Source organism: Pseudomonas sp. AC169 (genome assembly GCF_979258515.1).
Map to the genome: position 1 here is coordinate 98,396 of NZ_OZ409866.1, position 22,998 is coordinate 121,393.

Annotated in this window: 25 protein-coding genes; 14 read left to right on the forward strand and 11 right to left on the reverse strand. The window is 58.8% G+C overall.

The genetic code is table 11. The features are described 5' to 3' along the window. Positions 1–22: 22 nt before the first annotated feature. Positions 23–460 (reverse strand): hemerythrin domain-containing protein, encoded by a 438-nt coding sequence (locus tag ACZZ0G_RS00495; protein ID WP_463554921.1) that lies wholly within the window; start codon positions 458–460, stop codon positions 23–25. A 148-nt stretch (positions 461–608) separates the two neighbouring features. Here ACZZ0G_RS00495 and ACZZ0G_RS00500 point away from each other — a divergent pair, with 148 nt between their 5' ends. Next, the gene (locus ACZZ0G_RS00500) at positions 609–1,034 is read left to right on the forward strand and encodes a GNAT family N-acetyltransferase (protein ID WP_463554922.1); all 426 of its coding nucleotides are present in this window, start codon (positions 609–611) and stop codon (positions 1,032–1,034) included. Positions 1,035–1,150: 116 nt separating this feature from the next. Here ACZZ0G_RS00500 and ACZZ0G_RS00505 read toward each other — a convergent pair whose 3' ends face one another. Beyond that, positions 1,151–1,501, reverse strand: coding sequence for a hypothetical protein (locus ACZZ0G_RS00505; protein ID WP_463554923.1), 351 nt, complete (start codon positions 1,499–1,501; stop codon positions 1,151–1,153). Between the two features lie 134 nt (positions 1,502–1,635). On the opposite strand from ACZZ0G_RS00505, the gene ACZZ0G_RS00510 reads away from it, so the two are divergent. The 8 genes from ACZZ0G_RS00510 (at position 1,636) to ACZZ0G_RS00545 (ending at position 6,352) form a co-directional block, all read left to right on the forward strand. After that, a complete protein-coding gene (locus ACZZ0G_RS00510) occupies positions 1,636–1,965 on the forward strand; it encodes a DUF6388 family protein (protein ID WP_463554924.1) in 330 nt (109 codons plus the stop codon). Between the two features lie 24 nt (positions 1,966–1,989). Continuing rightward, the gene (locus tag ACZZ0G_RS00515; RefSeq protein ID WP_463554925.1) at positions 1,990–2,694 is read left to right on the forward strand and encodes a YoaK family protein; all 705 of its coding nucleotides are present in this window, start codon (positions 1,990–1,992) and stop codon (positions 2,692–2,694) included. A gap of 191 nt (positions 2,695–2,885) precedes the next feature. Continuing rightward, entirely contained in the window at positions 2,886–3,278 is a 393-nt protein-coding gene (gene tusD / locus ACZZ0G_RS00520) for a sulfurtransferase complex subunit TusD (protein WP_463554926.1), read from the forward strand. Between the two features lies 1 nt (position 3,279). Next, on the forward strand, positions 3,280–3,636 hold the full coding sequence (tusC, locus tag ACZZ0G_RS00525; RefSeq protein ID WP_463554927.1) for a sulfurtransferase complex subunit TusC: 357 nt from the start codon (positions 3,280–3,282) through the stop codon (positions 3,634–3,636). Beyond that, positions 3,636–3,929 carry a sulfurtransferase complex subunit TusB gene (tusB, locus tag ACZZ0G_RS00530; RefSeq protein WP_463554928.1) on the forward strand — a complete coding sequence of 98 codons (294 nt, stop codon included), beginning with the start codon at positions 3,636–3,638 and terminating at the stop codon, positions 3,927–3,929. The genes tusC and tusB overlap by 1 nt, the downstream gene beginning before the upstream one ends. Continuing rightward, positions 3,926–4,261 (forward strand): TusE/DsrC/DsvC family sulfur relay protein, encoded by a 336-nt coding sequence (locus tag ACZZ0G_RS00535; RefSeq protein WP_463554929.1) that lies wholly within the window; start codon positions 3,926–3,928, stop codon positions 4,259–4,261. Before tusB ends, ACZZ0G_RS00535 begins: the two co-directional genes overlap by 4 nt. Then, complete coding sequence (locus ACZZ0G_RS00540; RefSeq protein ID WP_463554930.1) at positions 4,258–5,259, forward strand: glycosyl transferase family protein; 1,002 nt, start codon at positions 4,258–4,260, stop codon at positions 5,257–5,259. The genes ACZZ0G_RS00535 and ACZZ0G_RS00540 overlap by 4 nt, the downstream gene beginning before the upstream one ends. 91 nt (positions 5,260–5,350) lie before the next feature. Further along, entirely contained in the window at positions 5,351–6,352 is a 1,002-nt protein-coding gene (locus ACZZ0G_RS00545; protein WP_463554931.1) for a glutathione S-transferase family protein, read from the forward strand. 117 nt (positions 6,353–6,469) lie between these two features. Here ACZZ0G_RS00545 and cysG read toward each other — a convergent pair whose 3' ends face one another. From cysG to ACZZ0G_RS00575, 6 genes are all read right to left on the reverse strand, one after another. Next, on the reverse strand, positions 6,470–7,864 hold the full coding sequence (gene cysG / locus ACZZ0G_RS00550) for a siroheme synthase CysG (protein ID WP_463554932.1): 1,395 nt from the start codon (positions 7,862–7,864) through the stop codon (positions 6,470–6,472). Then, positions 7,865–9,145: a serine--tRNA ligase gene (gene serS, locus ACZZ0G_RS00555; protein ID WP_463554933.1), complete on the reverse strand. Its 1,281-nt coding sequence runs from the start codon at positions 9,143–9,145 to the stop codon at positions 7,865–7,867. Between the two features lie 15 nt (positions 9,146–9,160). Further along, a complete protein-coding gene (gene crcB / locus ACZZ0G_RS00560) occupies positions 9,161–9,535 on the reverse strand; it encodes a fluoride efflux transporter CrcB (RefSeq protein WP_463554934.1) in 375 nt (124 codons plus the stop codon). Continuing rightward, complete coding sequence (locus ACZZ0G_RS00565) at positions 9,535–10,857, reverse strand: replication-associated recombination protein A (RefSeq protein WP_064587012.1); 1,323 nt, start codon at positions 10,855–10,857, stop codon at positions 9,535–9,537. The genes crcB and ACZZ0G_RS00565 overlap by 1 nt, the downstream gene beginning before the upstream one ends. Before the next feature lie 147 nt (positions 10,858–11,004). Further along, the gene (gene lolA, locus ACZZ0G_RS00570; RefSeq protein ID WP_463554935.1) at positions 11,005–11,625 is read right to left on the reverse strand and encodes an outer membrane lipoprotein periplasmic chaperone LolA; all 621 of its coding nucleotides are present in this window, start codon (positions 11,623–11,625) and stop codon (positions 11,005–11,007) included. Between the two features lie 66 nt (positions 11,626–11,691). Further along, entirely contained in the window at positions 11,692–14,100 is a 2,409-nt protein-coding gene (locus ACZZ0G_RS00575; protein ID WP_034155142.1) for a DNA translocase FtsK, read from the reverse strand. Between the two features lie 309 nt (positions 14,101–14,409). Between ACZZ0G_RS00575 and trxB the strand changes: the two genes are divergently transcribed. The 4 genes from trxB (at position 14,410) to infA (ending at position 17,209) form a co-directional block, all read left to right on the forward strand. Beyond that, positions 14,410–15,369: a thioredoxin-disulfide reductase gene (gene trxB, locus ACZZ0G_RS00580; RefSeq protein WP_463554936.1), complete on the forward strand. Its 960-nt coding sequence runs from the start codon at positions 14,410–14,412 to the stop codon at positions 15,367–15,369. Between the two features lie 63 nt (positions 15,370–15,432). Next, a complete protein-coding gene (aat, locus tag ACZZ0G_RS00585; protein WP_463395656.1) occupies positions 15,433–16,113 on the forward strand; it encodes a leucyl/phenylalanyl-tRNA--protein transferase in 681 nt (226 codons plus the stop codon). A 57-nt stretch (positions 16,114–16,170) separates the two neighbouring features. Continuing rightward, positions 16,171–16,878: an arginyltransferase gene (locus ACZZ0G_RS00590; RefSeq protein ID WP_463554937.1), complete on the forward strand. Its 708-nt coding sequence runs from the start codon at positions 16,171–16,173 to the stop codon at positions 16,876–16,878. Positions 16,879–16,990: 112 nt separating this feature from the next. Further along, a complete protein-coding gene (gene infA / locus ACZZ0G_RS00595) occupies positions 16,991–17,209 on the forward strand; it encodes a translation initiation factor IF-1 (RefSeq protein WP_002553999.1) in 219 nt (72 codons plus the stop codon). 956 nt (positions 17,210–18,165) lie between these two features. On the opposite strand, the gene clpA is transcribed toward infA, so the two are convergent. Then, on the reverse strand, positions 18,166–20,436 hold the full coding sequence (gene clpA / locus ACZZ0G_RS00600) for an ATP-dependent Clp protease ATP-binding subunit ClpA (RefSeq protein ID WP_016987404.1): 2,271 nt from the start codon (positions 20,434–20,436) through the stop codon (positions 18,166–18,168). Between the two features lie 30 nt (positions 20,437–20,466). After that, complete coding sequence (clpS, locus tag ACZZ0G_RS00605; RefSeq protein WP_016987405.1) at positions 20,467–20,850, reverse strand: ATP-dependent Clp protease adapter ClpS; 384 nt, start codon at positions 20,848–20,850, stop codon at positions 20,467–20,469. 224 nt (positions 20,851–21,074) lie between these two features. Here clpS and cspD point away from each other — a divergent pair, with 224 nt between their 5' ends. Then, positions 21,075–21,356 carry a cold shock domain-containing protein CspD gene (cspD, locus tag ACZZ0G_RS00610; protein WP_463554938.1) on the forward strand — a complete coding sequence of 94 codons (282 nt, stop codon included), beginning with the start codon at positions 21,075–21,077 and terminating at the stop codon, positions 21,354–21,356. Positions 21,357–21,438: 82 nt separating this feature from the next. Here the strand turns inward: cspD and icd are convergent, their stop codons facing one another. Next, on the reverse strand, positions 21,439–22,695 hold the full coding sequence (gene icd / locus ACZZ0G_RS00615) for an NADP-dependent isocitrate dehydrogenase (RefSeq protein ID WP_150597244.1): 1,257 nt from the start codon (positions 22,693–22,695) through the stop codon (positions 21,439–21,441). Positions 22,696–22,998 lie beyond the last annotated feature (303 nt).

The following is a 22,998-nucleotide window of genomic DNA, read 5'->3' on the forward strand; positions in this document are numbered from 1 at the left end:
TGCAAAAGCTGCCATTCAGTACTCACGGCAACTGTGCCTTGAACTCCTTTTCGTACTGCCCGGCGAGCTGTACTTTCTGTTTTTCGTTGAGCAACTTGCCGGCCATCTGGAAGAATTTCTGCTCTTCTTCCTTCAAGTGGTGATGAACCTTGTCCGACAGCTTCTTTGCGGTCGCCAACCAGGCCGGGCTGGACATCTCGGTCTCGTCGAGTTCTTCCATCATCTCGTCCATTTCATGGTGTTCGGCGATGGCATGGCGGCTCAAATCGACACCGTCATCAAGCTCCATCAACGGAATGTAGAAATGGCGCTCTTCGGCGGTTTCATGGGCCTGGAGTTCTGCCTTGAGCTGTTTGTAGGCTTCGACCCGCTCAGGCGTGTCACCGCTGGTTTCGATCAAGGTCTTGGCGTAAGTACGCTGGCGGTCATGGCTTTCGCGAAGGGCTTCGAAAATATTCATGGGGGGTCCTCATCAACCGCGTGCTGGAATGACGCTGTAACAGCTAGACCCCGGCGCGTGAGCGGCAGTTCCAAAGGGTTGAAGCGGGGCTTGGAAGATGGCCGCGCGGCAGGATAGGCTGCGAACTCAAACAACAAGGAAGTCATGCATGAACTTGCGCATTGAGCTGTCGCAGCATTCCACCGAAGAAGAACGCCAGGCCATTCTGGCCCCCTTGCATGCCTATAACGTGGCCAAGGCCGGAATTGCCGTCTCTGAGCCACTCACCTTGCTGGTGCGTGACGATCAGGATCAGATTCTGGGCGGACTCTATGGCCGCCTGGTCTGCCAGTGGCTGTTCATCGATTTGCTGTCAGTGCCTGACGCAGGCCGGGGCCAGGGAATTGGCTCGAAGCTGATGCACATGGCCGAAGAGTTGGCGCGGGAGAAAGGCTGCATCGGCGCGTGGCTCGACACGTTCGACTTTCAAGCACCGGAGTTTTACAAGAAACTGGGGTATAGCCAGTTTGGTGAGATCGTCGATTATCCGCCGGGGCACAAGCGGCATTTCTTCCAGAAGCGACTTGTAGGTTGAATGTATTGGCCCCTTCGCGAGCAGGCTCGCTCCCACATTTGGAATGCATTCCACTGTAGGAGTGAGCCTGCTCCGGGCGGCGTTCCGACGACGCCGACAGCCGCGTCAACGCATGATCAGAGACAGGTCGCCAACGCCGCCAACCGGCGCTTGGCGACAAAGTCATCCTTCTGCGCGTAGTAATTCAACGTCGTGCCCGATGCTTCGGTAATCACATCAACAAACGACTCGGCGGAACGGGTATACACCGTCGTACCGCCCGACTTGCGCGGCTCCAGATACGCCGCCGCGTCCACCCCGAACACTGCTTCGTCTTGCCAGCCGAACTGCACACACTGGGCAACGACTTTCTCGGCTTTGTCCGACGTCAACACCTTGTACGGGGTTTTCGTGCGAGCATCGTCCATCACCGAGCTTGCGCAACCGGCCAGCAGCGTCGCCGCCAGCGCTACCATCAGAATTCGCATTGCATTCGCTCATTCAGAAAAAAGCGGACTGTATCACCGCAGCAGCAGAAATCGTTCTGCTTTACTGCATTTATAGCGCGACACGCGCGGGCCGCTGCGGCAACCTAAGGTCATCAGCCTCACAAGGAAAACACATGGCGCCTACCGACCAGCGACATGAACATGCCCTGAAAGTATTTCTCGACGCGCGTCCCGAACTGCGCGAAACCCTCGACCACCTCAACCCGTTGCTGGCCCAGGCCAAGGGCGAAACGCAGGCGCAGTATCGTGAAGAGCGACTGCATGAAGCGTTTGAAGCCGAAGCGGAAAGTCTCGGCCTGTTCGCTTGGGAGTTGACCTTGCAACTGACCGCTGATTCTCCAGAGGAGTATCAAGCGCAGCGACTGGAAGTCCACCGTGAGGTGGCGGAAATGGCCGGGATGGATTGGCGGGAATATTGCGATCTATATGGCATAGAACCGTAACTGTCGCCCCAGGACACCGCCCTCATGCTGCCATCCGCCTCGACTCACCGCGCCAGCCCCGGCCATCTGCACACACAAAAGTGGCGCGGGCGGATTGGTCTGGCGCTGGTGGCCAGCCTCTCGGTACTGGCCGGCATGACCGACGCCATCGGCTTTATGGCCAGCGGCGACTTCGTCTCGTTCATGAGCGGCAACACCACCCGACTTGCCGTGGCGATCAGTGATGGCGACATCGGATTGACCTTGCGCCTGGTGATTCTCGTCGCAACTTTCGTCGTCGGTAATGCCTTGGGTGTTGTTGTCGCGCGTTTGGGCGGACGCCGGGCGCTGCCGCTGCTGCTGTGTATCGCCACCCTGCTTTGTGCTGCGGCAGTCTGGCCTTTCGAAACGCAACTGCCAGCGCTGCTGGCGGCAATCATAGCGATGGGCATGCTCAACGCGGCGGTCGAAGAGGTGAATGGTTTGCCTGTCGGGCTGACCTACGTGACCGGCGCTCTGTCGCGTTTCGGCCGTGGATTGGGCCGCTGGATGCTCGGCGAGCGACGCAGCGGCTGGCGGGTGCAACTGGTGCCATGGAGCGGGATGTTTATCGGCGCGATTCTGGGGGCGGTGCTGGAACATCATCTGGGACTGAAGGCGATGTTTGTCAGTGGTTTGCTGGCGGCGATGATCGGGCTGCTCTCGCTGAAAATCCCGCGGCGCTGGCAGCTGGGCTATATGCCTCGCTAATGGACGCTTACACAAATCCTTGTGGGAGCGAGCCTGCTCGCGAAGAGGCCGGCACATTCAATGTTTTTTATCGCCTGACCCACCGCTTTCGCGAGCAGGCTCGCTCCGACATTCAAGCGCATGCAACTTGGGTTTCGCGGCTACCGCCATAAAGCTTTATCATGGCCGCAGTTTTGCTGATCGAGTCCGTCATGAAGTTCGCCATTGCGCTGTTTTCCGCCGCCCATGCGCCCTCCTCGCGCCGCGCCCTGCTGTTTGCACAGGCTGCGCTGGCCGGTGGGCATGAGATTGTCCGGCTGTTTTTCTATCAGGACGGCGTTTATAACGCTTCGGATGCGGTGGTTACCCCGCAGGACGAACTCGACCTGCCCAAACAATGGCGCGCTTTCATCACCGAGCAAAAGCTGGACGGCGTGGTGTGCATCGCCGCCGCCCTGCGCCGTGGTGCGCTAAATTCTGAAGAAGCCAAGCGCTACCAGCGTGAAGCGATTTCGGTCAGCGCGCCGTGGGAATTGTCCGGCCTCGGTCAGTTGCATGACGCGGTGCAAGACGCTGACCGCCTGATCTGCTTCGGAGGTGCGTGAAATGGCTAAATCCTTGTTGATCATCAGCCGTCAGTCGCCATGGTCTGGCCCCGGCGCCCGTGAAGCGCTGGACATCGTGTTGGCCGGTGGCGCCTTCGATCTACCCATCGGCTTGCTGTTTCTTGATGACGGTGTGCTGCAACTCGCCGCCGGGCAAAACGCCAAGGCTTTGCAGCAGAAAGACCTCAGCGCCAACCTGCAAGCGCTGCCGATGTTTGGCGTTGAAGAGCTGTTTTATTGCGCCGAAAGCGCCAGCCTTCGCGGTCTGAGCGAGCTGTCGCTGGACGAAGCCGCGCCGCTGGACGCCGAACACATCACCGCCCTTATTGACCGCTACGACCAGGTGATCACCCTCTGATGTCGACTTTGCATGTGTTGTCTCATTCCCCCTTCGGCGACGATCGCCTGACCAGTTGCTTGCGTCTGATCGGCAGCGCTGATGCCCTGCTGCTGTCCGGCGATGCCGTCTATGCATTGCAACCGGGCACCGCGCCGTTTACCGCGCTGCAAGGCCGTCAGATCAAATTGTTCGTTCTGATAGAAGATGCACAGGCTCGCGCCATCGAAGTACCGGACTGGGCCGAAGCCATCGATTACCCAGCCTTCGTCGAGCTGTCGATCCACCACGACAAGGTCAACAGTTGGTTATGAATGCCATGACCGTCGGCGCCCGCGCCATCGAACTGGACAAGGACGGATTTCTCGTCGACCTCAGCGACTGGTCGGCCGAGGTCGCCAGTGCCCTCGCCGCCGTCGAAGATATCGAGTTGACGCCCGAACACTGGGAAATCCTCGAACTGCTGCGCAGCTTCTACGCCGAATTCCAGTTGTCTCCGGCCACCCGGCCGTTGATCAAGTACACCGCACTGAAACTCGGCCCGGACAAAGGCAACAGCCTGCACCTGAACCGACTGTTCAAAGGCACCCCCGCCAAACTCGCCGCGAAACTGGCGGGCCTGCCCAAACCGACGAATTGCTTATGACCGACTTTCCAGCGCTGACCCTCGAAACACCTGCCGAGCACCCGTTCGCCCAATTCGTGCGCATTCTCGGCAAGGGCAAACGTGGTGCGCGTGACCTCACTCGCGAGGAAGCCCGCGAAGCGATGGGCATGGTGCTCGACGACAAGGTCGAAGACACCCAGCTCGGCGCATTTCTCATGTTGTTGCGACACAAGGAAGAAAGCGCCGAGGAGATGGCCGGTTTTACCGAAGCCCTGCGCGAGCGTTTGCAGGCACCTGCGTTGAACGTCGATCTGGACTGGCCAACCTACGCCGGCAAGAAGCGCCATCTACCGTGGTATCTGCTGGCGGCCAAGTGTCTGGCACAGAACGGTGTGCGCATTTTCATGCACGGCGGCGGCGCACACACGGCCGGGCGTCTGTACAGCGAGCAGTTACTCGGCGAGCTGAACATTCCGTTGTGCCGCACCTGGCAGCACGTCGGCACGGCGCTGGATAACGGTGGCCTGGCCTTCATGCCGCTGGTGGACTGGGCGCCGCAACTGCAGAAGATGATCGATTTGCGCAACACCCTAGGCTTGCGTTCTCCGATTCATTCGCTGGCGCGGATACTCAATCCACTGGGCGCGCGTTGCGGGCTGCAAAGTATTTTCCATCCTGGCTATCAGGCAGTGCATCGCGATGCCAGCGGCCTGCTCGGCGACACGGCGATTGTGGTCAAGGGCGATGGCGGCGAAATCGAGATCAACCCGGATGCTGACAGCCATCTCTACGGCACCACGGGCGGCGAAAGCTGGGACGAGGAATGGCCGCAGTTGTCGGCGCAACGCCACGTCAAACCTTCAACCCTGGACGTCGAACACCTGAAAGCTGTCTGGCGCGGCGATATCGTCGACAGTTACCCGCAAATGGCCTTGATTGCGACCATGGCCCTGGCCTTGCGCGGCCTCGGTCAAAGCCGTGAACAGGCCTTCGCCACCGCCGAGCAATACTGGGCCGCACGGAACACATCGATTTAACCGATCATTCACGCCCGATCTTTGCGCTTTTTGTTCGAACTCATCGGAATAGACTCGACTCCAACGATTATTGGTTTACGGAGTCTTGATCATGGGTTTACTCGTCGATGGCCACTGGCAGGACAAGTGGTACGAAAGCAGCAAGGACGGCGCGTTTCAGCGCGAACAGGCAAAACGCCGCAACTGGGTCACCGCCAACGGCGAACCCGGCCCCAGCGGTGAAGGCGGTTTTGCTGCCGAGGCCGGGCGCTATCACCTCTACGTTTCCCTTGCCTGTCCGTGGGCGCATCGCACGTTGATCCTGCGCAAGCTCAAGGGCCTGGAAAGTCTGATCGACGTTTCGGTGGTCAGTTGGCTGATGCTGGAAAACGGCTGGACCTTCGACAAAGCGCTCGGCTCGACCGGCGACAAGCTCGACAACTTCGACTTCATGCACCAGCGCTATACCGCCGACACTACCGATTACACCGGCCGCGTTACCGTGCCGGTGCTATGGGACAAGAAGCTCAAGCGCATCGTCAGCAATGAATCGGCGGAGATCATCCGCATGTTCAACAGCGCGTTCGATGGTTTGACGGGCAACGATCTAGACTTCTACCCGGCGCCGCTGCGCGGTGAAATCGATGCACTGAACGAGCGGATTTATCCGGCGGTGAACAACGGCGTGTATCGCGCAGGCTTTGCGACGTCGCAACAGGCTTATGAAGAAGCGTTCGATGAGGTGTTTGCCGAACTCGATCACCTGGAAGGCGTTTTAGGCGAAAACCGCTATCTGAGCGGCGAATACCTCACTGAAGCTGACGTGCGCCTGTTCACTACGATCATCCGGTTTGATGCGGTGTATCACGGGCACTTCAAGTGCAACCTGCGGCGCATTGCCGATTATCCGAACCTGTCGAACTGGCTGCGGGAGATGTATCAGCTGCCGGGGGTTGGCGAGACGGTGGATTTTCAGCACATCAAGAATCACTACTACGGCAGTCACAAGACGATTAACCCGACAGGGGTTGTGCCGAAGGGACCGGAGCAGGATTTCACCGTGGCCCATGATCGGGCGCGGCTGAATGGCAAAGGGGTTTGGCGCCGGGGTTGACATTTATAGGGTTTTGGAAGGCCTCTTCGCGAGCAAGCTCGCTCCCACATTGGATCTGTGTCGCTCACAAATCCCCTGTGGGAGCGAGCTTGCTCGCGAATGGGTCAACTCGGTTTTTCAGACCTGCGCCTGAGCCCCTTCGAACCAAGCCAGTTTCTCGCGCAGTTGCACCACTTCACCAACGATCACCAGTGTCGGCGCATGCACTTCATGCTCCGCCACCAGTCGCGGCAGATCAGCCAGCGTGCCGGTAAAAACCCGCTGATTGACCGTGGTCCCCTGCTGAATCAACGCCGCCGGGGTATCGGCTGAACGACCATGCTTGATCAGTTGTTCGCAGATGACCGGCAACCCGACCAGGCCCATGTAGAACACCAGCGTCTGCGCCGGCGCGACAAGGTCGACCCAAGGCAGATCGGTGGAGCCGTCCTTCAAATGCCCGGTAACAAAACGCACCGACTGCGCGTAATCACGATGGGTCAGCGGAATCCCGGCATATGCCGCGCAACCGCTGGCTGCGGTGATACCCGGAACGACCTGGAAAGGGATACCGTGAGCGGCCAGCTCTTCGATCTCTTCGCCGCCCCGCCCGAAGATGAACGGATCACCGCCCTTCAACCGCACCACGCGCTTGCCGGCCTTGGCCAGTTCGACCAGTTGCTGGTTGATCTGATCCTGCGGCACGGCGTGATCAGACCGACGCTTGCCAACGTAGACCCGCTCGGCATCGCGACGGCACAGTTCAAGAATCGCAGGTGCAACCAAACGGTCGTAGAGCACCACGTCGGCTTGTTGCATCAGGCGCAAAGCCTTGAAGGTCAGCAGATCCGGATCGCCCGGGCCCGCACCGACCAGATAAACCTCACCAGTCGTGACCATGGCTTCGCCATCGATCTTGGCTTGCAGCAGACGCTCGGCTTCCGCGCCCTGCCCGGCCAGTTGCCGATCGGCAATCGGCCCCTGAAACACGTCTTCCCAGAAACCACGACGCTGCTGCACATCCGGGAACAGGCTTTTCACCTCATTGCGGAAACGCGCGGCGAGTCCGGCCAACTGACCGTAAGTCGAAGGAATCCAGGTTTCGATCTTGGCGCGGATCAAACGCGCCAGCACCGGCGCATCACCGCCGCTGGATACGGCAATGATCAGCGGCGAACGATCGACGATCGCCGGGAAAATCACGCTGCACAAGGCCGGCGCGTCGACCACGTTGACCGGTACGCAGCGCTTGTGAGCATCAGTGGAGACTTGTGCATTCAGCGTCTCATCGTCGGTGGCGGCGATGATCAGCCCGCAACCGTCCAGATCCGCCTCGACGTAACCGCGCAACACGCATTCACCGCCAGAAGCGGCAACCAGCTCACGCAGTTGCGTTTCGATTTCAGGTGCGACCACCCGCAGCAGCGCACCGGCATCGGCCAGCAGGCGGGATTTGCGCAAGGCAATTTCCCCCCCTCCGACGACCAACACACGACTGCCGCGCAGGTTGTGAAACAGCGGCAGATATTTCATTTAGCCGATGACCTCAAAGCCACCCATGTACGGCTTCAGTACGTCCGGAACACGGATCGAACCGTCGGCCTGCTGGTAGTTTTCCAACACGGCAACCAGGGTGCGACCTACGGCAAGACCGGAACCGTTCAAGGTGTGTACCAGCTCAGGCTTGCCGGTTTCCGGGTTGCGGAAACGCGCCTGCATGCGGCGGGCCTGGAAGTCGCCGCAGTTCGAGCACGACGAAATCTCGCGGTACTTGTCCTGGCTCGGGATCCACACTTCCAGATCGTAAGTCTTGACCGCGCTGAAGCCCATGTCGCCGGTGCACAGCGCCAGAGTACGGTAAGGCAGACCGAGCAGTTGCAGGACTTTTTCAGCGTTGGCGGTCAGGCCTTCGAGCGCTTCCATCGAAGTCGATGGCTCAACGATCTGGACCATTTCAACTTTGTCGAACTGGTGCTGACGGATCATCCCGCGCGTGTCACGGCCCGACGCACCGGCTTCACTGCGGAAGCACGGAGTGTGCGCAACGAACTTGATCGGCAGCAGTTTCGAATCGACGATTTCGCCAGCAACGATGTTGGTCAGCGACACTTCGGCGGTCGGGATCAGGTACAGATCGGCTTCGCCTTCGCGGGCGATCTTGAACAGGTCTTCTTCGAACTTCGGCAGTTGACCGGTGCCTTGCAGTGCCGGGGCCTGAACCAGATAAGGCGTGTAAGCCTCTTCGTAGCCGTGCTCGTTGACGTGCAGGTTGATCATGAACTGCGCCAGTGCGCGATGCAGACGCGCGATCGGGCCACGCAGCAGGGCGAAACGGGCGCCGGACAGCTTGGCGGCGGTTTCGAAATCCAGCCAGCCGAACTTCTCGCCCAGCGCCACGTGGTCTTTCACTTCGAAATCGAAAGCGGTCGGTGTGCCCCAGCGGCGCACTTCGACGTTGTCGTCTTCGTCTTTGCCGACCGGCACGGATTCGTGTGGCAGGTTCGGGATACCGAGCAGGATCGAGTCCAGTTCGGTCTGGATCGCGTCCAGCTCGACTTTACCGGCGCTCAGTTCGCCCGCCATGCGCTCGACGTCCGCCATCAACGGCGCGATGTCTTCGCCGCGCTGTTTGGCCTGACCGATGGATTTGGAACGCGCGTTACGCTCAGCCTGCAGTGCTTCGGTGCGGGTCTGGACGGTCTTGCGCTGTTCTTCCAGCGCTTCGATGCGCGCGGTATCCAGGGCGAAGCCACGGGAAGCCAGGCGGTCCGCTACGTCCTGGAGGTTGCTACGTAACAGTTTGGAATCGAGCATGTCGGTTTCTCGTTATCAAAGTTTGGTCAAAGACAGGCCAGCCCACGTCGCGAGCAGCCCGCCGAATACGCTGAGTGCCGCATAGCCCAGGGCCAGCGGCACTTGCCCGCTTTCCAGCAGGCGCACCGTATCCAGTGAAAAGGATGAAAAAGTCGTCAGCCCCCCAAGGAAGCCGACCATCAACCCGGCGCGCACCTCGATCGGCACTTCCGGGCGTATCAAAAACAGGCCGTACAACAGGCCAATCAACAGACAGCCCACGATATTAACGGCCAGCGTCGCGGTATAGAAGTGCCGCGGCCAATTGGCGCTGATCCAATTACCGGTGGCGAAGCGCAACAAGGTGCCGGCCATGCCGCCGACGGAGACTGCAATAATCAGTGGGACCACTATTTTCTCCGCTGCCGAGGGCTTAAACGATCAAGTTGAGCAAGATGGTTGAGCTTCTCGCCGATCTTCAATTCCAGGCCACGCGGCACCGGTTGGTAGAACGGAATCGGCTCGAGTTCTTCCGGGAAATAATCTTCGCCGGCGGCGTAAGCGTCCGGTTCATCGTGGGCGTAGCGGTATTCGTCGCCGTAACCCAACTGTTTCATCAGTTTGGTCGGCGCGTTGCGCAGGTGCAGTGGCACTTCCAGCGAGCCGTTTTCGGCGGCGGCGCGCAGAGCGGTTTTGAAACCCATGTACACCGCGTTGCTTTTCGGCGCGCAAGCCAGATAGGTGATCGCCTGGGCCACGGCCAACTCACCTTCCGGGCTGCCGAGGCGTTCCTGCACTTCCCACGCCGCAAGGCACAGGCTCAGGGCGCGCGGATCGGCGTTGCCGATGTCTTCGCTGGCCATACGCACCACGCGCCGGGCCAGGTACAGCGGATCACAACCACCGTCGATCATCCGCGCAAACCAGTACAGCGCGCCGTCGGGGTTGGAGCCGCGCACCGATTTATGCAGCGCCGAGATCTGGTCGTAGAACGCTTCGCCGCCCTTGTCGAAGCGTCGACGCGTATCGCCGAGCAGGCTTTGCAGCAGCTCGGTGCCGATCTCGCTATTGTCTTCGGCCAGGTCCGAGGCGTTCTCCAGCAGATTGAGCAAACGCCGGCCATCGCCATCGGCAGCCGACAGCAACATCTGGAAGCCTTCGTCGTTCAGCGTCAGGTTGCGCTTGCCCAGCCCGCGCTCTTCGGTAAGCGCGCGGTGCACCAGTTTGCGCAGTGCCGCTTCGTCGAGGCTTTTCAGCACGTAGACGCGGGCCCGCGACAACAAAGCGTTGTTGAGTTCGAACGAAGGGTTTTCGGTGGTAGCGCCGATAAAGATCAGCGTGCCGTCTTCAACGTACGGCAGAAACGCATCCTGCTGGGATTTGTTGAAGCGGTGCACTTCATCGACGAACAGAATCGTGCGCTTGCCGTACTGGCCGGCCTGCTGCTTGGCGATTTCAACGGCCTGACGGATCTCCTTGACCCCGGCGAGCACCGCCGAGACCGTTTCGAAGTGCGCATCGGAGACTTCCGCGAGCAACCGCGCCAGGGTGGTTTTACCCACGCCCGGCGGCCCCCAGAAGATCATCGAATGCAGGGCACCCTGCTCCAGCGCCTCACGCAGAGGCTTGCCGCGAGCGAGCACGTGCTCCTGACCGACGTACTCATCCAGATTGGTCGCACGCAAACGCGCGGCCAGTGGCTGGGCAATCGGTGCACTGCGAAACAGATCCATCACGTAGCGTTGAAACCTCTATTTGATCGGGTCGATCATTTGCTCTTGTGGGAGCGAGCCTGCTCGCGAATGCAATGGTTCACTCAACATCAATGGTGACTGATACACCGCTTTCGCGAGCAGGCTCGCTCCCACAGGGTTTTGCGTTTATTCCTGGATCACGTCGGCACCCTTGGGGATGTCGAACCTGAACTTCGATGCCGGTACTGGCTCGTTGGCCTTGACCCCGGTAAACAGGATGTTGGTGCGCTGGCCGACGCTGTCGATTAGCTGCATGTCGTTGAGCAGACCGTTGCGGAACGACAAACGCAGGTTGTCGAACAGGGTGTCCTTGGTCTTCGGCTTGAGAGTGAAGTCGATCACGCCGCCCGCCTCTTTCGCGGAAATATCAAAGCTCTGGCTGATCTTCGACACGTCACCGGACAGCAGCAGTGCCGGGGTCTGGGTCAGGCGCTCGTCGAGCTTCTTGATGGTGGCCTGTTCCAGGTCCGGATCCCACAGGGTGACTTTCTTGCCGTCGGAAACCATGGTCTGCTCGGCCGGCGCATTGGTGTGCCAGTAGAACAGCCCCGGACGCTGCAGAGTCATGTCGCCGGTGGTTTCCTGCAACTGCGTGCCGCTGCCGTCGAGGGTCAGCTGCGAGAAGTTCGCGCTCAGGGTCTTGGATGTTTCCAGCAATTGGGTCAGACGCGCCACGTCCTTGTCATCGGCGTGGGCCGTGAGAGTGGTCAGCGCCAGTACTGGCAGCAACATGCGGATAAGACGCATGGGAGTCCTCTTGAATACTCGTTGGGAGAGTGGCGGCACATCATTGTCCCGCCTCTTGCTTTGGAATCAGTCGCGTACCGGGCCAGGGGCCAGGACTTCACGGGAACCGTTGGTGTTCATCGAGGTGACGACCCCGGCCATTTCCATGGCTTCGATCATCCGTGCGGCGCGGTTGTAGCCGATCTTAAGCTTGCGCTGTACCGCGGAAATCGAGGCGCGACGGCTTTCGAGTACGAACTGTACCGCTTCGTCATACAGCGCGTCGGCTTCCGGATCATCGCCGTCGCCGCCACCGCTGCTGCCTTCAAAACCGCTGCCGGCTTCTTCGACACCGTTGAGGATGTCGTCGTTGTATTCCGGTGCGCCGCGCAGTTTCCACGCTTCGACCACACGGTGTACTTCATCGTCGGATACGAATGCACCGTGAACCCGGATCGGCAGGCTGGTGCCCGGCGGCATGTAAAGCATGTCACCGTGGCCAAGCAGTTGTTCGGCGCCACCCTGATCGATGATGGTGCGGGAGTCGATCTTGCTCGACACCTGGAACGCCATGCGCGTCGGAATGTTGGCCTTGATCAGACCGGTGATCACATCCACCGACGGCCGCTGGGTCGCGAGGATCAAGTGAATACCGGCCGCACGGGCCTTCTGCGCAATACGGGCGATCAGTTCTTCAACCTTCTTGCCGACGATCATCATCATGTCGGCGAATTCGTCGACCACCACGACGATCGTTGGCAATTTCTGCAGCAACGGTGCTTCGTCGTGGATGCTTTCGCGCTTGTACAGCGGATCGCTCAACGGCTCGCCGGCGTCCTGGGCTTCCTTGACCTTGGCGTTGAAGCCGGACAGGTTGCGCACGCCCATTTTCGCCATCAGCTTGTAGCGGCGCTCCATCTCGGCAACGCTCCAGCGCAGGGCGTTGGCGGCGTCCTTCATGTCAGTGACGACCGGGCACAGCAGGTGCGGAATGCCTTCGTAGATCGACAGTTCCAACATCTTCGGGTCGATCATGATCAGCTTGGCGTCTTCCGGACCGGACTTGAACAGGATCGACAGAATCATCGCGTTCACACCGACCGACTTACCGGAACCGGTCGTACCGGCCACCAGCAAGTGCGGCATCTTCGCCAGGTCGGTGATGACCGGTTTGCCACCGATGTCATGACCGAGTGCCAGGGTGACCGGCGATTTAAAGTTGTCGTATTCAGGCGTCGACAGCACTTCGGAGAAACGCACGATCTGCCGGTCTTCGTTGGGAATCTCGATACCGACAGTGGTCTTGCCCGGAATGACCTCGACCACCCGCACACTGGTCACGGCCAGGGAACGCGCGAGGTCTTTGGCGAGGTTGGCGATGCGGCTGACTTTCACACCGGCAGCAGGCTGGATTTCGTAACGGGTAATCACCGGGCCCGGATGGATCGAATCCACCGTGACCTCGACACCGAATTCCTTGAGTTTGATCTCCAGCAAGTGGCCGACCGCCGCCAGGGATTCCGGTGAGTAATTGAGTTGTTTCTTTTCCGCAGGATCGAGAATAGAGATCGGCGGCAAGGTGCCTTCCACGGCGCTGTCGACGAACAACGGCACCTGTTTTTCTTTCTGCACGCGCTTGCTTGGCTCAGGCGCTTTGGCTGGAGCTGGCGCAATGACCGGCGGAACTTGTTTCTCGCGATCGGACATGTGCTTGCTCAGGGCTTGCTCACGTTCGATCAGGCGTTCTTTGACTTTGGCCTGTTCACGCTTGTCAGTGACCGTCGGCGCGACTACGTCGTGGACGCGATCGTCGACTTCACGCAGTTGCGCAACCAGTTGTTTGCGTTCGGTACGGGCCGACCACCAGCGGTTGAGCGCGCCCTGGAACAGTTCGAACAGGTCGAGGGTGATCTTGCCGGTGATGTCCATCACCTTGAACCACGACAGATCGGTAAATACCGTCAGGCCGAACAGGAACAGAGCAATAAACAGCAGCGTGCTGCCCTGAATGTTCAGCGCGTTCTTTGCCAGATTGCCGAGGCTTTCGCCCAGCGCGCCGCCAGCACCCGCCGGCAGACCCGACGCTGCGTGGAAATGCAGATGCGCCAGCGCAGCGCCGGACAGCACCAGAAACACCAGACCGATCAGGCGCCAGGAGAACAGCCAGCCGCTCCACTGCCACGGCTCGTGGCGCTGGCGGAAGATCTGGTAGGCCTTGATCGCCAGCAGCAACGGGAAGATGTAGGCGAAGTAACCCAGCACCATGAACAGGATATCGGCGCTGTAGGAGCCGGCCGGGCCGCCGAAATTCTGTACGTCGTCGATCTTGCTGTTGTGGCTCCAGCCCGGATCGTCCTTGCCGTAGGTCAGCAAAGCCATCATCAGGAACAGGCACAAGGCACCGATGGCGATCAATGCACCTTCCTTGAGCCGGTAGTGCAACTGTTGGCGCCAGAGCGGAACGACTGTTTTTGGTGCTTCGGTGGATTTCTTCAAAACGCTTCTTTTCCTGCGCCCGAGGCGCGTCCATCTATTGAATGACGATAAAAAACTGCCCAATCCAGGCAGGTAAAAAAGTGAACGAGCGCAACTGAGACTACTTTTAACACTGTGCTGTGGGTTTTATAAACACAGCCAAGAACACAGCGCACCGCGAATATTCTGTAACAGCCCGGCATTGTACGGGTTTGTGCGTCCGATGCCATGCTTCAAACCTCAGGATTGAGCATAGTCAAGCACACAGAAGCCGCGACTCAATTTGAGCATGCATTACCTTTTGTGACAAAGGCTTATGAGGTGTATTTGATGAACGTAGCGAAGCATTCACGCCTGATCATCCTCGGCTCAGGTCCGGCCGGTTACAGCGCTGCCGTGTATGCCGCCCGCGCCAACCTCAACCCCGTGGTCATTACCGGCCTGCAGGCCGGTGGCCAGCTCACCACCACCGTTGAAGTCGACAACTGGCCCGGCGACGTCGAAGGCCTGACCGGCCCGGTGCTGATGGAACGCATGCAGAAACACGCCGAACGCTTTGCCACAGAGATCGTTTACGACCACATCCACACCGCCAAGTTGCAGCAGCGCCCGTTCGAGCTTGTCGGCGATAGCGGCACCTACACCTGCGACGCCCTGATCATTGCCACCGGTGCCTCCGCGCAGTATCTGGGACTGCCCTCGGAAGAGGCCTTTGCCGGCCGCGGTGTTTCTGCGTGTGCGACCTGTGACGGCTTTTTCTATCGCAATCAGGTGGTCGCCGTGGTCGGCGGTGGCAATACGGCGGTTGAGGAAGCACTTTATCTGTCGAACATCGCCAAGGAGGTGCACCTGATCCATCGTCGCGACAAACTGCGCTCGGAGAAGATCCTTCAGGACAAACTTTTCGAGAAAGCCGCCAACGGCAATGTACGCCTGCACTGGAACCAGAATCTCGACGAAGTGCTTGGCGATGCCAGCGGCGTCACCGGCGCGCGACTGCGTGACAGCCATACCGGAGAAACCGGTGAACTGGCGCTGGCCGGCGTATTCATTGCCATTGGTCACAAGCCCAACACTGATCTGTTTCAAGGACAGCTGCCGATGCGCGACGGGTACTTGCTGGTCAAGGGTGGCAGCGACGGTGACGCCACGTCCACCGAGATTCCCGGAGTGTTTGCCGCCGGCGACGTTGCCGACCACGTTTATCGTCAGGCCGTGACGTCGGCAGGCGCCGGCTGCATGGCCGCGCTCGATGCCGAGAAGTATCTGGACGACATTCCTGTCATTTAACGGCACACTTTAGCGCGGGCCAGACAGCCCGCACCGCCCTCCCCTTCTGCAAGCCTGGATGCCATGCTGACTTGGTTACAACGTAATTCCCTGACTTTTCCGCCGCTGGAAAAAGCCATGCGCGACCCTAACGGATTGCTCGCCGCCGGTGGCGACCTGTCGGCCGATCGCTTGATCCAGGCTTACCGCCACGGCTGCTTTCCGTGGTTTTCCGAGGGCCAGCCGATTCTCTGGTGGTCGCCGGATCCGCGCACCGTGTTGTTTCCCGACGAACTGCATGTCTCGCGCAGCCTCGGCAAATTGCTGCGCCAGGAACGCTATCAAGTGACCTTCGATCAGGACTTCGACGCCGTGATCCGCGCCTGCGCCGCGCCACGGGATTACGCTGACGGCACCTGGATCACCGAAGCCATGCAGGACGCCTACATTGAGCTGCATCGTCGCGGCTTCGCACATTCGGTGGAGGTCTGGGATCAGGGCGAACTGGTCGGCGGCCTGTACGGCCTGGCGATGGGCCAACTGTTTTTCGGCGAATCGATGTTCAGCCGCGCCGACAACGCCTCGAAATTCGGCTTTGCCACCCTGGTGCGCCATCTGCAAGACTCAGGATTCGTGCTGATCGATTGCCAGATGCCGACCGATCATCTGCACAGCCTCGGCGCACGGGCGATTCCCCGCCAGCAATTCGCCGATTATCTGGCACATCACCTGGATCAACCCAATCGTGCCACCTGGGTTTGCTGAGCGACTTTTGCGCGCGTGGCTTACACTTAATTCACCAGCTTATCCCGAGGGTTGATCATGACCGAGTTGGCGCGTTTGAAGTTCTATGCCACTCAGCCTCACTCTTGCAGTTATCTGCCCGAGGAGCAGGCCACGACCCTGTTTCTCGATCCGAGCCAGCCCATGGATGTGCATGTCTACGCAGACCTGTCGGAAATGGGCTTTCGTCGCAGCGGCGATCATCTGTACCGTCCGCATTGCCAGAACTGCAATGCGTGCGTGCCTGCGCGCATTCCAGTGGCGCAGTTCATGCCCAATCGCCAGCAGAAACGGATTTTCAAACGCAACACGGATTTACAGGTGCGCCCGGCCAAACCGCAATTCAGCGAAGAATATTTCGATCTGTACCAGCGCTACATCGAACAGCGTCACGCCGACGGCGATATGTACCCGCCGAGCCGTGATCAATTCTCGACCTTTCTGGTACGCGATCTGCCCTTCTCGAGGTTTTACGAGTTCCGACTCGACGGACGGTTGTTCGCCGTGGCGGTGACCGATTTGCTGCCCAACGGGTTGTCGGCGGTGTACACCTTCTACGAACCCGCTGAAGAGCGCCGTAGCCTTGGCCGATTTGCCATCCTCTGGCAAATCGCTGAGGCACAGCGTCTCGGGCTTGAGGCGGTGTACCTCGGTTACTGGATCAAGAACTGCAAAAAGATGAACTACAAGACGCAATATCGACCTATCGAATTGCTGATTAATCAGCGCTGGGTCATCCTCAACTAAACCCAAGCCGTAAACCCCTTGGCGTAAACCCCATTTTTCGGGCACAATGCACGCCGCTTTTGCCTGGCGCAGTTGCACCGGGCCATTCATTGGATACCGAGGGCTTTACTGCATGTCGAAAGAAGACAGCTTCGAAATGGAAGGCACTGTCGTCGACACCCTGCCCAACACCATGTTTCGTGTGGAGTTGGAAAATGGGCACGTCGTAACCGCGCATATTTCCGGCAAGATGCGCAAGAACTACATTCGTATTCTTACCGGTGACAAAGTGCGCGTCGAGCTGACGCCCTATGACTTGAGCAAAGGGCGCATTACTTACCGCGCTCGTTAATCAAGTCAATACAGAACGCCCGGTTTATGCCGGGCGTTTTTGTTTGTGCGTTCTGGGGTTTTGGGGCTGGGGGCATATCCGTTTTTGCGGGTGCTGCCGCTGGCGGTTTCGCTCTTACAGCGACTCACTTTTCCAGACGCCGAAAAGTAAGCAAAAGGCTTTGCCCCTGGCGTACGGCACTTCGCTGAGGCTCAGTGTTCCCTCGCTACGGCGTCCATCCGGGGGCATCGCCTACGGTTTGCTTCGCTGCACCTCCTCTCGATGTATGCGGCTACGCCGCACGGCGCTGCGCGCCTACCCCCGGATGGACACCTCCGCTCGGCCTGCCGATGGGGCAAAAGATCAAAAGCCAAAGCCAGATCACAAGCCAGATCAAGAGCCCCTCACCCTAGCCCTCTCCCGGAGGGAGAGGGGACTGACCGAAGTGTTTGAGAGATGTACGCCGACGTGAAATACCGAGTTGAACGCAAATTTTGAGATACCCACCATCGGCTCCCTCTCCCTCGGGAGAGGGCTGGGGTGAGGGGCAGGGGCAGCTCCAACGCAAATCCAAAGCCGACCACGCTGTGCCCCTCACCACTCAACAGGATGAGCGTTAGCTCGGCTGCAGCTTTTGATCTTTAAGGCGACATCGGAAGGCTGAGTGGAGGGATTGATCCGGGCGTGGGAGCGCAGCGACCGTTTGGCGCAGCCAAACACAGCGAGAGGAGGTGCAGCGCAGCAAACCGTAGGCGCTGCGCCCGGATCGATCCCGCAGCGAAGGAACCCCGAGCCCCAGCGAGCGGGCCGCACGTAGGAGCAAGCGTTTTTTGCTTACTTTTTTTGGCGTTTGAAAAAAAGTGAGTCGCCGTAAGGGCGAAACCGTAATAAGCCATCACCGCAGCAACGGATATTCACCAAAAAACCCAGACAACAAAAAGGCGCCCGAAGGCGCCTTTCCAATCTACATCAAGCCATCAGGCCATCTCAGCGGTAGTCTCGAAGTCAAACGTCAACTCACCATCCTTGATGTCGATGTGAACCACACCGCCATGCTCGGCCAGCTCGCCAAACAGAATCTCCTCCGCCAACGGACGCTTGATCTTGTCCTGGATCAGACGCGCCATCGGACGCGCGCCCATCGCCGAGTCATAACCACCTGCCGCCAGCCAGCTACGCGCAGCATCAGTGACCTCAAGCAGCACACGCTTGTCTTCCAGCTGCGCCTGAAGCTCGGTAAGGAACTTGTCCACCACACTTTTGATGACCTCATGACTGAGGCGACCAAACTGGATAATGGTGTCCAGACGGTTACGGAACTCCGGCGTGAAGCTCTTCTTGATCACTTCCATCGCATCAGACGAGTGGTCCTGATGTGTGAAACCGATCGAAGCCCGCGCGGCCGTTTCGGCACCGGCGTTGGTGGTCATGATCACGATCACGTTGCGGAAGTCGGCCTTGCGCCCATTGTTGTCGGTCAGCGTGCCGTGGTCCATCACTTGCAACAGCAGGTTGAAGACTTCCGGATGCGCCTTCTCGATTTCATCGAGCAGCAACACGCAATGCGGCTGCTTGGTGATCGCTTCGGTCAACAGACCGCCCTGATCGAAACCGACATAGCCCGGAGGTGCACCGATCAGACGCGATACGGTGTGACGCTCCATGTACTCGGACATGTCGAAGCGAACCAGTTCGATCCCCAAGGCCTTGGCCAATTGCCGCGCGGCCTCGGTTTTACCGACACCGGTCGGGCCTGCGAACAGGAACGAACCGACTGGCTTGTCAGGTGATTTCAGCCCGGCGCGAGACAGTTTGATCGCCGTCGACAACGAATCGATTGCTGCGTCCTGACCAAACACCGTCAACTTCAGGTCACGCTCCAGGTTACGCAGCAGTTCCTTGTCGGAACTGGTGACGTGCTTAGGCGGAATCCGCGCGATTTTCGCGACGATGTCTTCAACCTGCGGCACTTCAATGCGCTTGACACGTTTTTCGACCGGCTGCAGACGCTGATAGGCGCCCGCCTCGTCGATTACGTCGATGGCCTTGTCCGGCATATGCCGGTCATTGATGTAGCGCGATGCCAGTTCAGCAGCGGCGCGCAACGACTCATCGCTGTACTCGATGTTGTGGTGCTGCTCGAAACGCCCTTTCAGGCCGCGCAGGATGCCGATGGTGTCTTCCACCGACGGCTCGACGACATCGACCTTCTGGAAGCGACGTGCCAAAGCACGATCCTTCTCGAAAATGCCGCGGAATTCCTGGAACGTGGTCGAACCGATGCAGCGAATGTCGCCAGACGACAGCAGCGGCTTGAGCAGATTCGAAGCGTCCATGACCCCGCCCGACGCAGCGCCGGCACCGATGATGGTGTGGATCTCGTCGATGAACAGGATTGCCTGCGGACGTTTTTTCAGTTCATTGAGCAGCGCCTTGAAGCGTTTCTCGAAATCACCGCGATACTTGGTGCCCGCGAGCAGAGCACCGAGGTCGAGGGAGTAAACAACGCTGTTGGCCAGCAGGTCCGGCACCTGGTTGTCGACAATGCGCTTGGCCAGACCTTCAGCAATCGCGGTTTTACCCACACCCGCCTCGCCAACCAGCAAAGGATTGTTTTTGCGCCGACGCGCGAGGATCTGCGCGACACGCTCGACTTCCGATTCACGGCCGACCAGCGGATCGATACGACCCTGGCGCGCGAGTTCGTTGAGGTTGCTGGCATAAGCATCCAGAGGATTGCCTGAAGAAGAAGACTCACCGCCCTCGTCGTCCTGCATATCTTGTTCACCTTCAGAGTGATCGCCATGCCCCGGCACTTTGGAAATGCCGTGTGCGATGTAATTGACGACATCGATGCGCGCAACGCTCTGCTGTTTCAGCAGGAACACTGCCTGACTCTCTTGCTCACTGAAGATTGCAACCAGCACGTTAGCGCCGGTTACTTCGCGTTTGCCCGAGCTCTGTACGTGGAAAACAGCACGTTGCAGTACACGCTGGAAGCCCAGGGTTGGCTGGGTTTCGCGATCTTCGTCATGAACGGGGATCAATGGCGTGGTGGAGTCGATGAACTCCTGCAGGTCATGCTTGAGTTTGTCGAGGTTTGCGCCGCATGCACGCAAAACGGTGGCGGCAGCCTCATTGTCCAATAGGGCCAGCAAAAGGTGTTCGACGGTCATGAATTCATGACGTTTCGAACGAGCCTCTTTGAAGGCTAGATTGAGGGTGACTTCGAGCTCGCGGTTTAACATAGCTTCACCTCATACCCAAGTGGTCGGCGATTAACCGTCCTTCTCGATTTCACAGAGTAGCGGATGCTGGCTTTCCCTGGCGTACTGGTTGACCTGCATGGCCTTTGTCTCGGCGATGTCGCGGGTAAACACTCCACATACTGCCCGTCCTTCTGTGTGGACGGCCAGCATGACCTTGGTCGCCAGCTCGCGATTCAGGTTAAAAAACACCTCGAGCACTTCGACGACGAAATCCATCGGTGTGTAGTCATCGTTGAACAAAACCACCTTGTACATCGGCGGCGCCTGTAACGCAGGCTTTGCTTCCTGAACAGCAACGCCTGCCGAATCGTCGTCGTGCTCCTCTGGAAGATCCTTTTGGAGAAGCGGGCGATCCTGATTGAATGTTAGTCGAATCTGGCTGATTGCATGCATGGAAAGAAAGGTTCGTCAGTTGTGCAAATACAGTGGTGGGGGCGGTTGTCCACGTTTTCAACTCCGACTGCCCGGTCACCTTGACTATCGGGAAAACGGTGTTACAACCAATAGAGCCCACAGTGGGTAAAAAAGATCCGCGGAGTCAATTCTTTTAACGAATAAGATTGCGGATGAACTGGATGATACTCCAGCGATGGAGTCTGTTGCAGAGGGATTTGAGCATGGCTGTCGGCAAGGTGAAATGGTTCAACAATGCCAAGGGTTTTGGATTCATTATCGAGAACGGCCAGACAGAGGATCTGTTTGCCCACTACTCGGCTATCCAGATGGAAGGCTATAAAACCCTGAAGGCAGGCCAAGAGGTGTACTTCGAACTCCTTCAAGGCCCCAAAGGCCTGCACGCAATCGCGATTCAGGACAAGAACACAGTGGATGAAGCTGTGGGTGCAGCAGGAGCCGCCGCCGCAACCAGTGACATCAACCACGATGCAGTCGTGAGCTGAGCAACCTCGCCCAAGACACCCGGCCCTAAAAAAACCGCCTGACTCAATTCATCGAGTCAGGCGGTTTTTATGTGCCCGCGTTTTACATATGCGAAATCAGCGCATCGCCGAAGCCCGAAGACGAAACCAGCTTGGCCCCCTCCATCAGACGCTCGAAGTCATAGGTCACGGTCTTGGCACTAATGGCGCCGTTGGTACCCTTGATGATCAGATCCGCCGCTTCGGTCCAGCCCATGTGGCGCAGCATCATCTCGGCCGACAGAATCAGCGAACCCGGGTTGACCTGATCCTTGCCGGCGTACTTCGGCGCCGTACCGTGGGTGGCTTCGAACATCGCCACGGTGTCGGACAGGTTGGCGCCCGGCGCGATACCGATACCGCCCACTTCCGCCGCCAGGGCGTCAGAGAGGTAGTCGCCGTTAAGGTTGAGGGTCGCGATCACATCGTATTCGGCCGGGCGCAGCAGGATCTGCTGGAGCATGGCGTCAGCGATGGCATCCTTGACCACAACGTTCTTGCCGGTTTTCGGGTTTTTGAACTGCATCCACGGGCCGCCGTCGAGCAGAGTCGCACCGAATTCTTCGGCTGCCACTTCGTAGGCCCACTCTTTGAAGGCACCTTCGGTGAACTTCATGATGTTGCCTTTGTGCACGATGGTCAGCGAATCACGGTCGTTATCGACCACATACTGCAGAGCCTTGCGTGCCAGACGCTTGGTGCCTTCCAGCGAAACCGGCTTGACGCCGATGCCGCAGTTTTCGTCGAAACGGATCTTGGTGACGCCCATTTCTTCTTTAAGGAATTTGATGACTTTGGTGGCTTCCGGCGAACCGGCCTTCCACTCAATACCCGCGTAGATGTCTTCGGAGTTCTCGCGGAAAATGGTCATGTCGACGTCGCCGGGCTTTTTCACCGGGCTTGGCACGCCTTCGAACCAGCGCACCGGGCGCAGGCAGACGTATAGGTCGAGTTGCTGACGCAGAGCCACGTTCAGCGAGCGGATGCCGCCACCGACCGGCGTGGTCAGCGGGCCTTTGATGGAAACCACGTAATCCTTGACTGCGTCGAGGGTTTCCTGAGGTAGCCAGGTGTCCTGATCGTAAACCTGAGTGGCTTTTTCCCCGGCGTAGACTTCCATCCAGGAAATCTTGCGTTTACCGCCGTATGCCTTTTGAACTGCAGCATCGACAACCTTGATCATCACCGGACTGATGTCGACACCAATGCCGTCACCTTCGATGAAGGGGATGATCGGGTTATCAGGAACATTGAGAGAATGGTCTGCATTGACGGAGATTTTGTCGCCGACGGCTGGAACCTGAATCTTCTTGTAACCCATGCTGAACTCCATTGTTTGGATTGAACATCTGGCTTGCTTCGAGCGTAACCCAGTTAAATCAACACGCAAACCCTCTGTTCGTGGCGCGCCTACATCTCGTTTCGTACAAGCCTGAAAGCAAAGGGAAAAGCGCCAAACTCAAGCATTCGCAACGACTCTACGCGCCACCCTGCCCTGCGACCTTTAGACCAATGGACGAGAATCGTTGCATATGAACCATCGGCAGATTGCCAGCTACCTATGTATAATGCCGCCCGCTGACCACAGGGTCACGACGGTTGGCCTCTCTAGAACGAGACTTTC

Coding starts and splice junctions, on each gene's coding strand:
- serS (WP_463554933.1), bottom strand. CDS start 9,145: ATGCTCGATTCCAAACTGTTACGTAGCAACCTCCAGGACGTAGCGGAC.
- tusD (WP_463554926.1), top strand. CDS start 2,886: ATGAAGTTCGCCATTGCGCTGTTTTCCGCCGCCCATGCGCCCTCCTCG.
- lolA (WP_463554935.1), bottom strand. CDS start 11,625: ATGCGTCTTATCCGCATGTTGCTGCCAGTACTGGCGCTGACCACTCTC.
- clpA (WP_016987404.1), bottom strand. CDS start 20,436: ATGTTAAACCGCGAGCTCGAAGTCACCCTCAATCTAGCCTTCAAAGAG.
- ACZZ0G_RS00540 (WP_463554930.1), top strand. CDS start 4,258: ATGACCGACTTTCCAGCGCTGACCCTCGAAACACCTGCCGAGCACCCG.
- ACZZ0G_RS00515 (WP_463554925.1), top strand. CDS start 1,990: ATGCTGCCATCCGCCTCGACTCACCGCGCCAGCCCCGGCCATCTGCAC.
- ACZZ0G_RS00565 (WP_064587012.1), bottom strand. CDS start 10,857: ATGGATCTGTTTCGCAGTGCACCGATTGCCCAGCCACTGGCCGCGCGT.
- ACZZ0G_RS00545 (WP_463554931.1), top strand. CDS start 5,351: ATGGGTTTACTCGTCGATGGCCACTGGCAGGACAAGTGGTACGAAAGC.
- ACZZ0G_RS00535 (WP_463554929.1), top strand. CDS start 3,926: ATGAATGCCATGACCGTCGGCGCCCGCGCCATCGAACTGGACAAGGAC.
- infA (WP_002553999.1), top strand. CDS start 16,991: ATGTCGAAAGAAGACAGCTTCGAAATGGAAGGCACTGTCGTCGACACC.
- icd (WP_150597244.1), bottom strand. CDS start 22,695: ATGGGTTACAAGAAGATTCAGGTTCCAGCCGTCGGCGACAAAATCTCC.
- cspD (WP_463554938.1), top strand. CDS start 21,075: ATGGCTGTCGGCAAGGTGAAATGGTTCAACAATGCCAAGGGTTTTGGA.
- trxB (WP_463554936.1), top strand. CDS start 14,410: ATGAACGTAGCGAAGCATTCACGCCTGATCATCCTCGGCTCAGGTCCG.
- ACZZ0G_RS00500 (WP_463554922.1), top strand. CDS start 609: ATGAACTTGCGCATTGAGCTGTCGCAGCATTCCACCGAAGAAGAACGC.
- ACZZ0G_RS00495 (WP_463554921.1), bottom strand. CDS start 460: ATGAATATTTTCGAAGCCCTTCGCGAAAGCCATGACCGCCAGCGTACT.
- clpS (WP_016987405.1), bottom strand. CDS start 20,850: ATGCATGCAATCAGCCAGATTCGACTAACATTCAATCAGGATCGCCCG.
- cysG (WP_463554932.1), bottom strand. CDS start 7,864: ATGAAATATCTGCCGCTGTTTCACAACCTGCGCGGCAGTCGTGTGTTG.
- tusC (WP_463554927.1), top strand. CDS start 3,280: ATGGCTAAATCCTTGTTGATCATCAGCCGTCAGTCGCCATGGTCTGGC.
- ACZZ0G_RS00505 (WP_463554923.1), bottom strand. CDS start 1,501: ATGCGAATTCTGATGGTAGCGCTGGCGGCGACGCTGCTGGCCGGTTGC.
- tusB (WP_463554928.1), top strand. CDS start 3,636: ATGTCGACTTTGCATGTGTTGTCTCATTCCCCCTTCGGCGACGATCGC.
- ACZZ0G_RS00590 (WP_463554937.1), top strand. CDS start 16,171: ATGACCGAGTTGGCGCGTTTGAAGTTCTATGCCACTCAGCCTCACTCT.
- aat (WP_463395656.1), top strand. CDS start 15,433: ATGCTGACTTGGTTACAACGTAATTCCCTGACTTTTCCGCCGCTGGAA.
- ACZZ0G_RS00510 (WP_463554924.1), top strand. CDS start 1,636: ATGGCGCCTACCGACCAGCGACATGAACATGCCCTGAAAGTATTTCTC.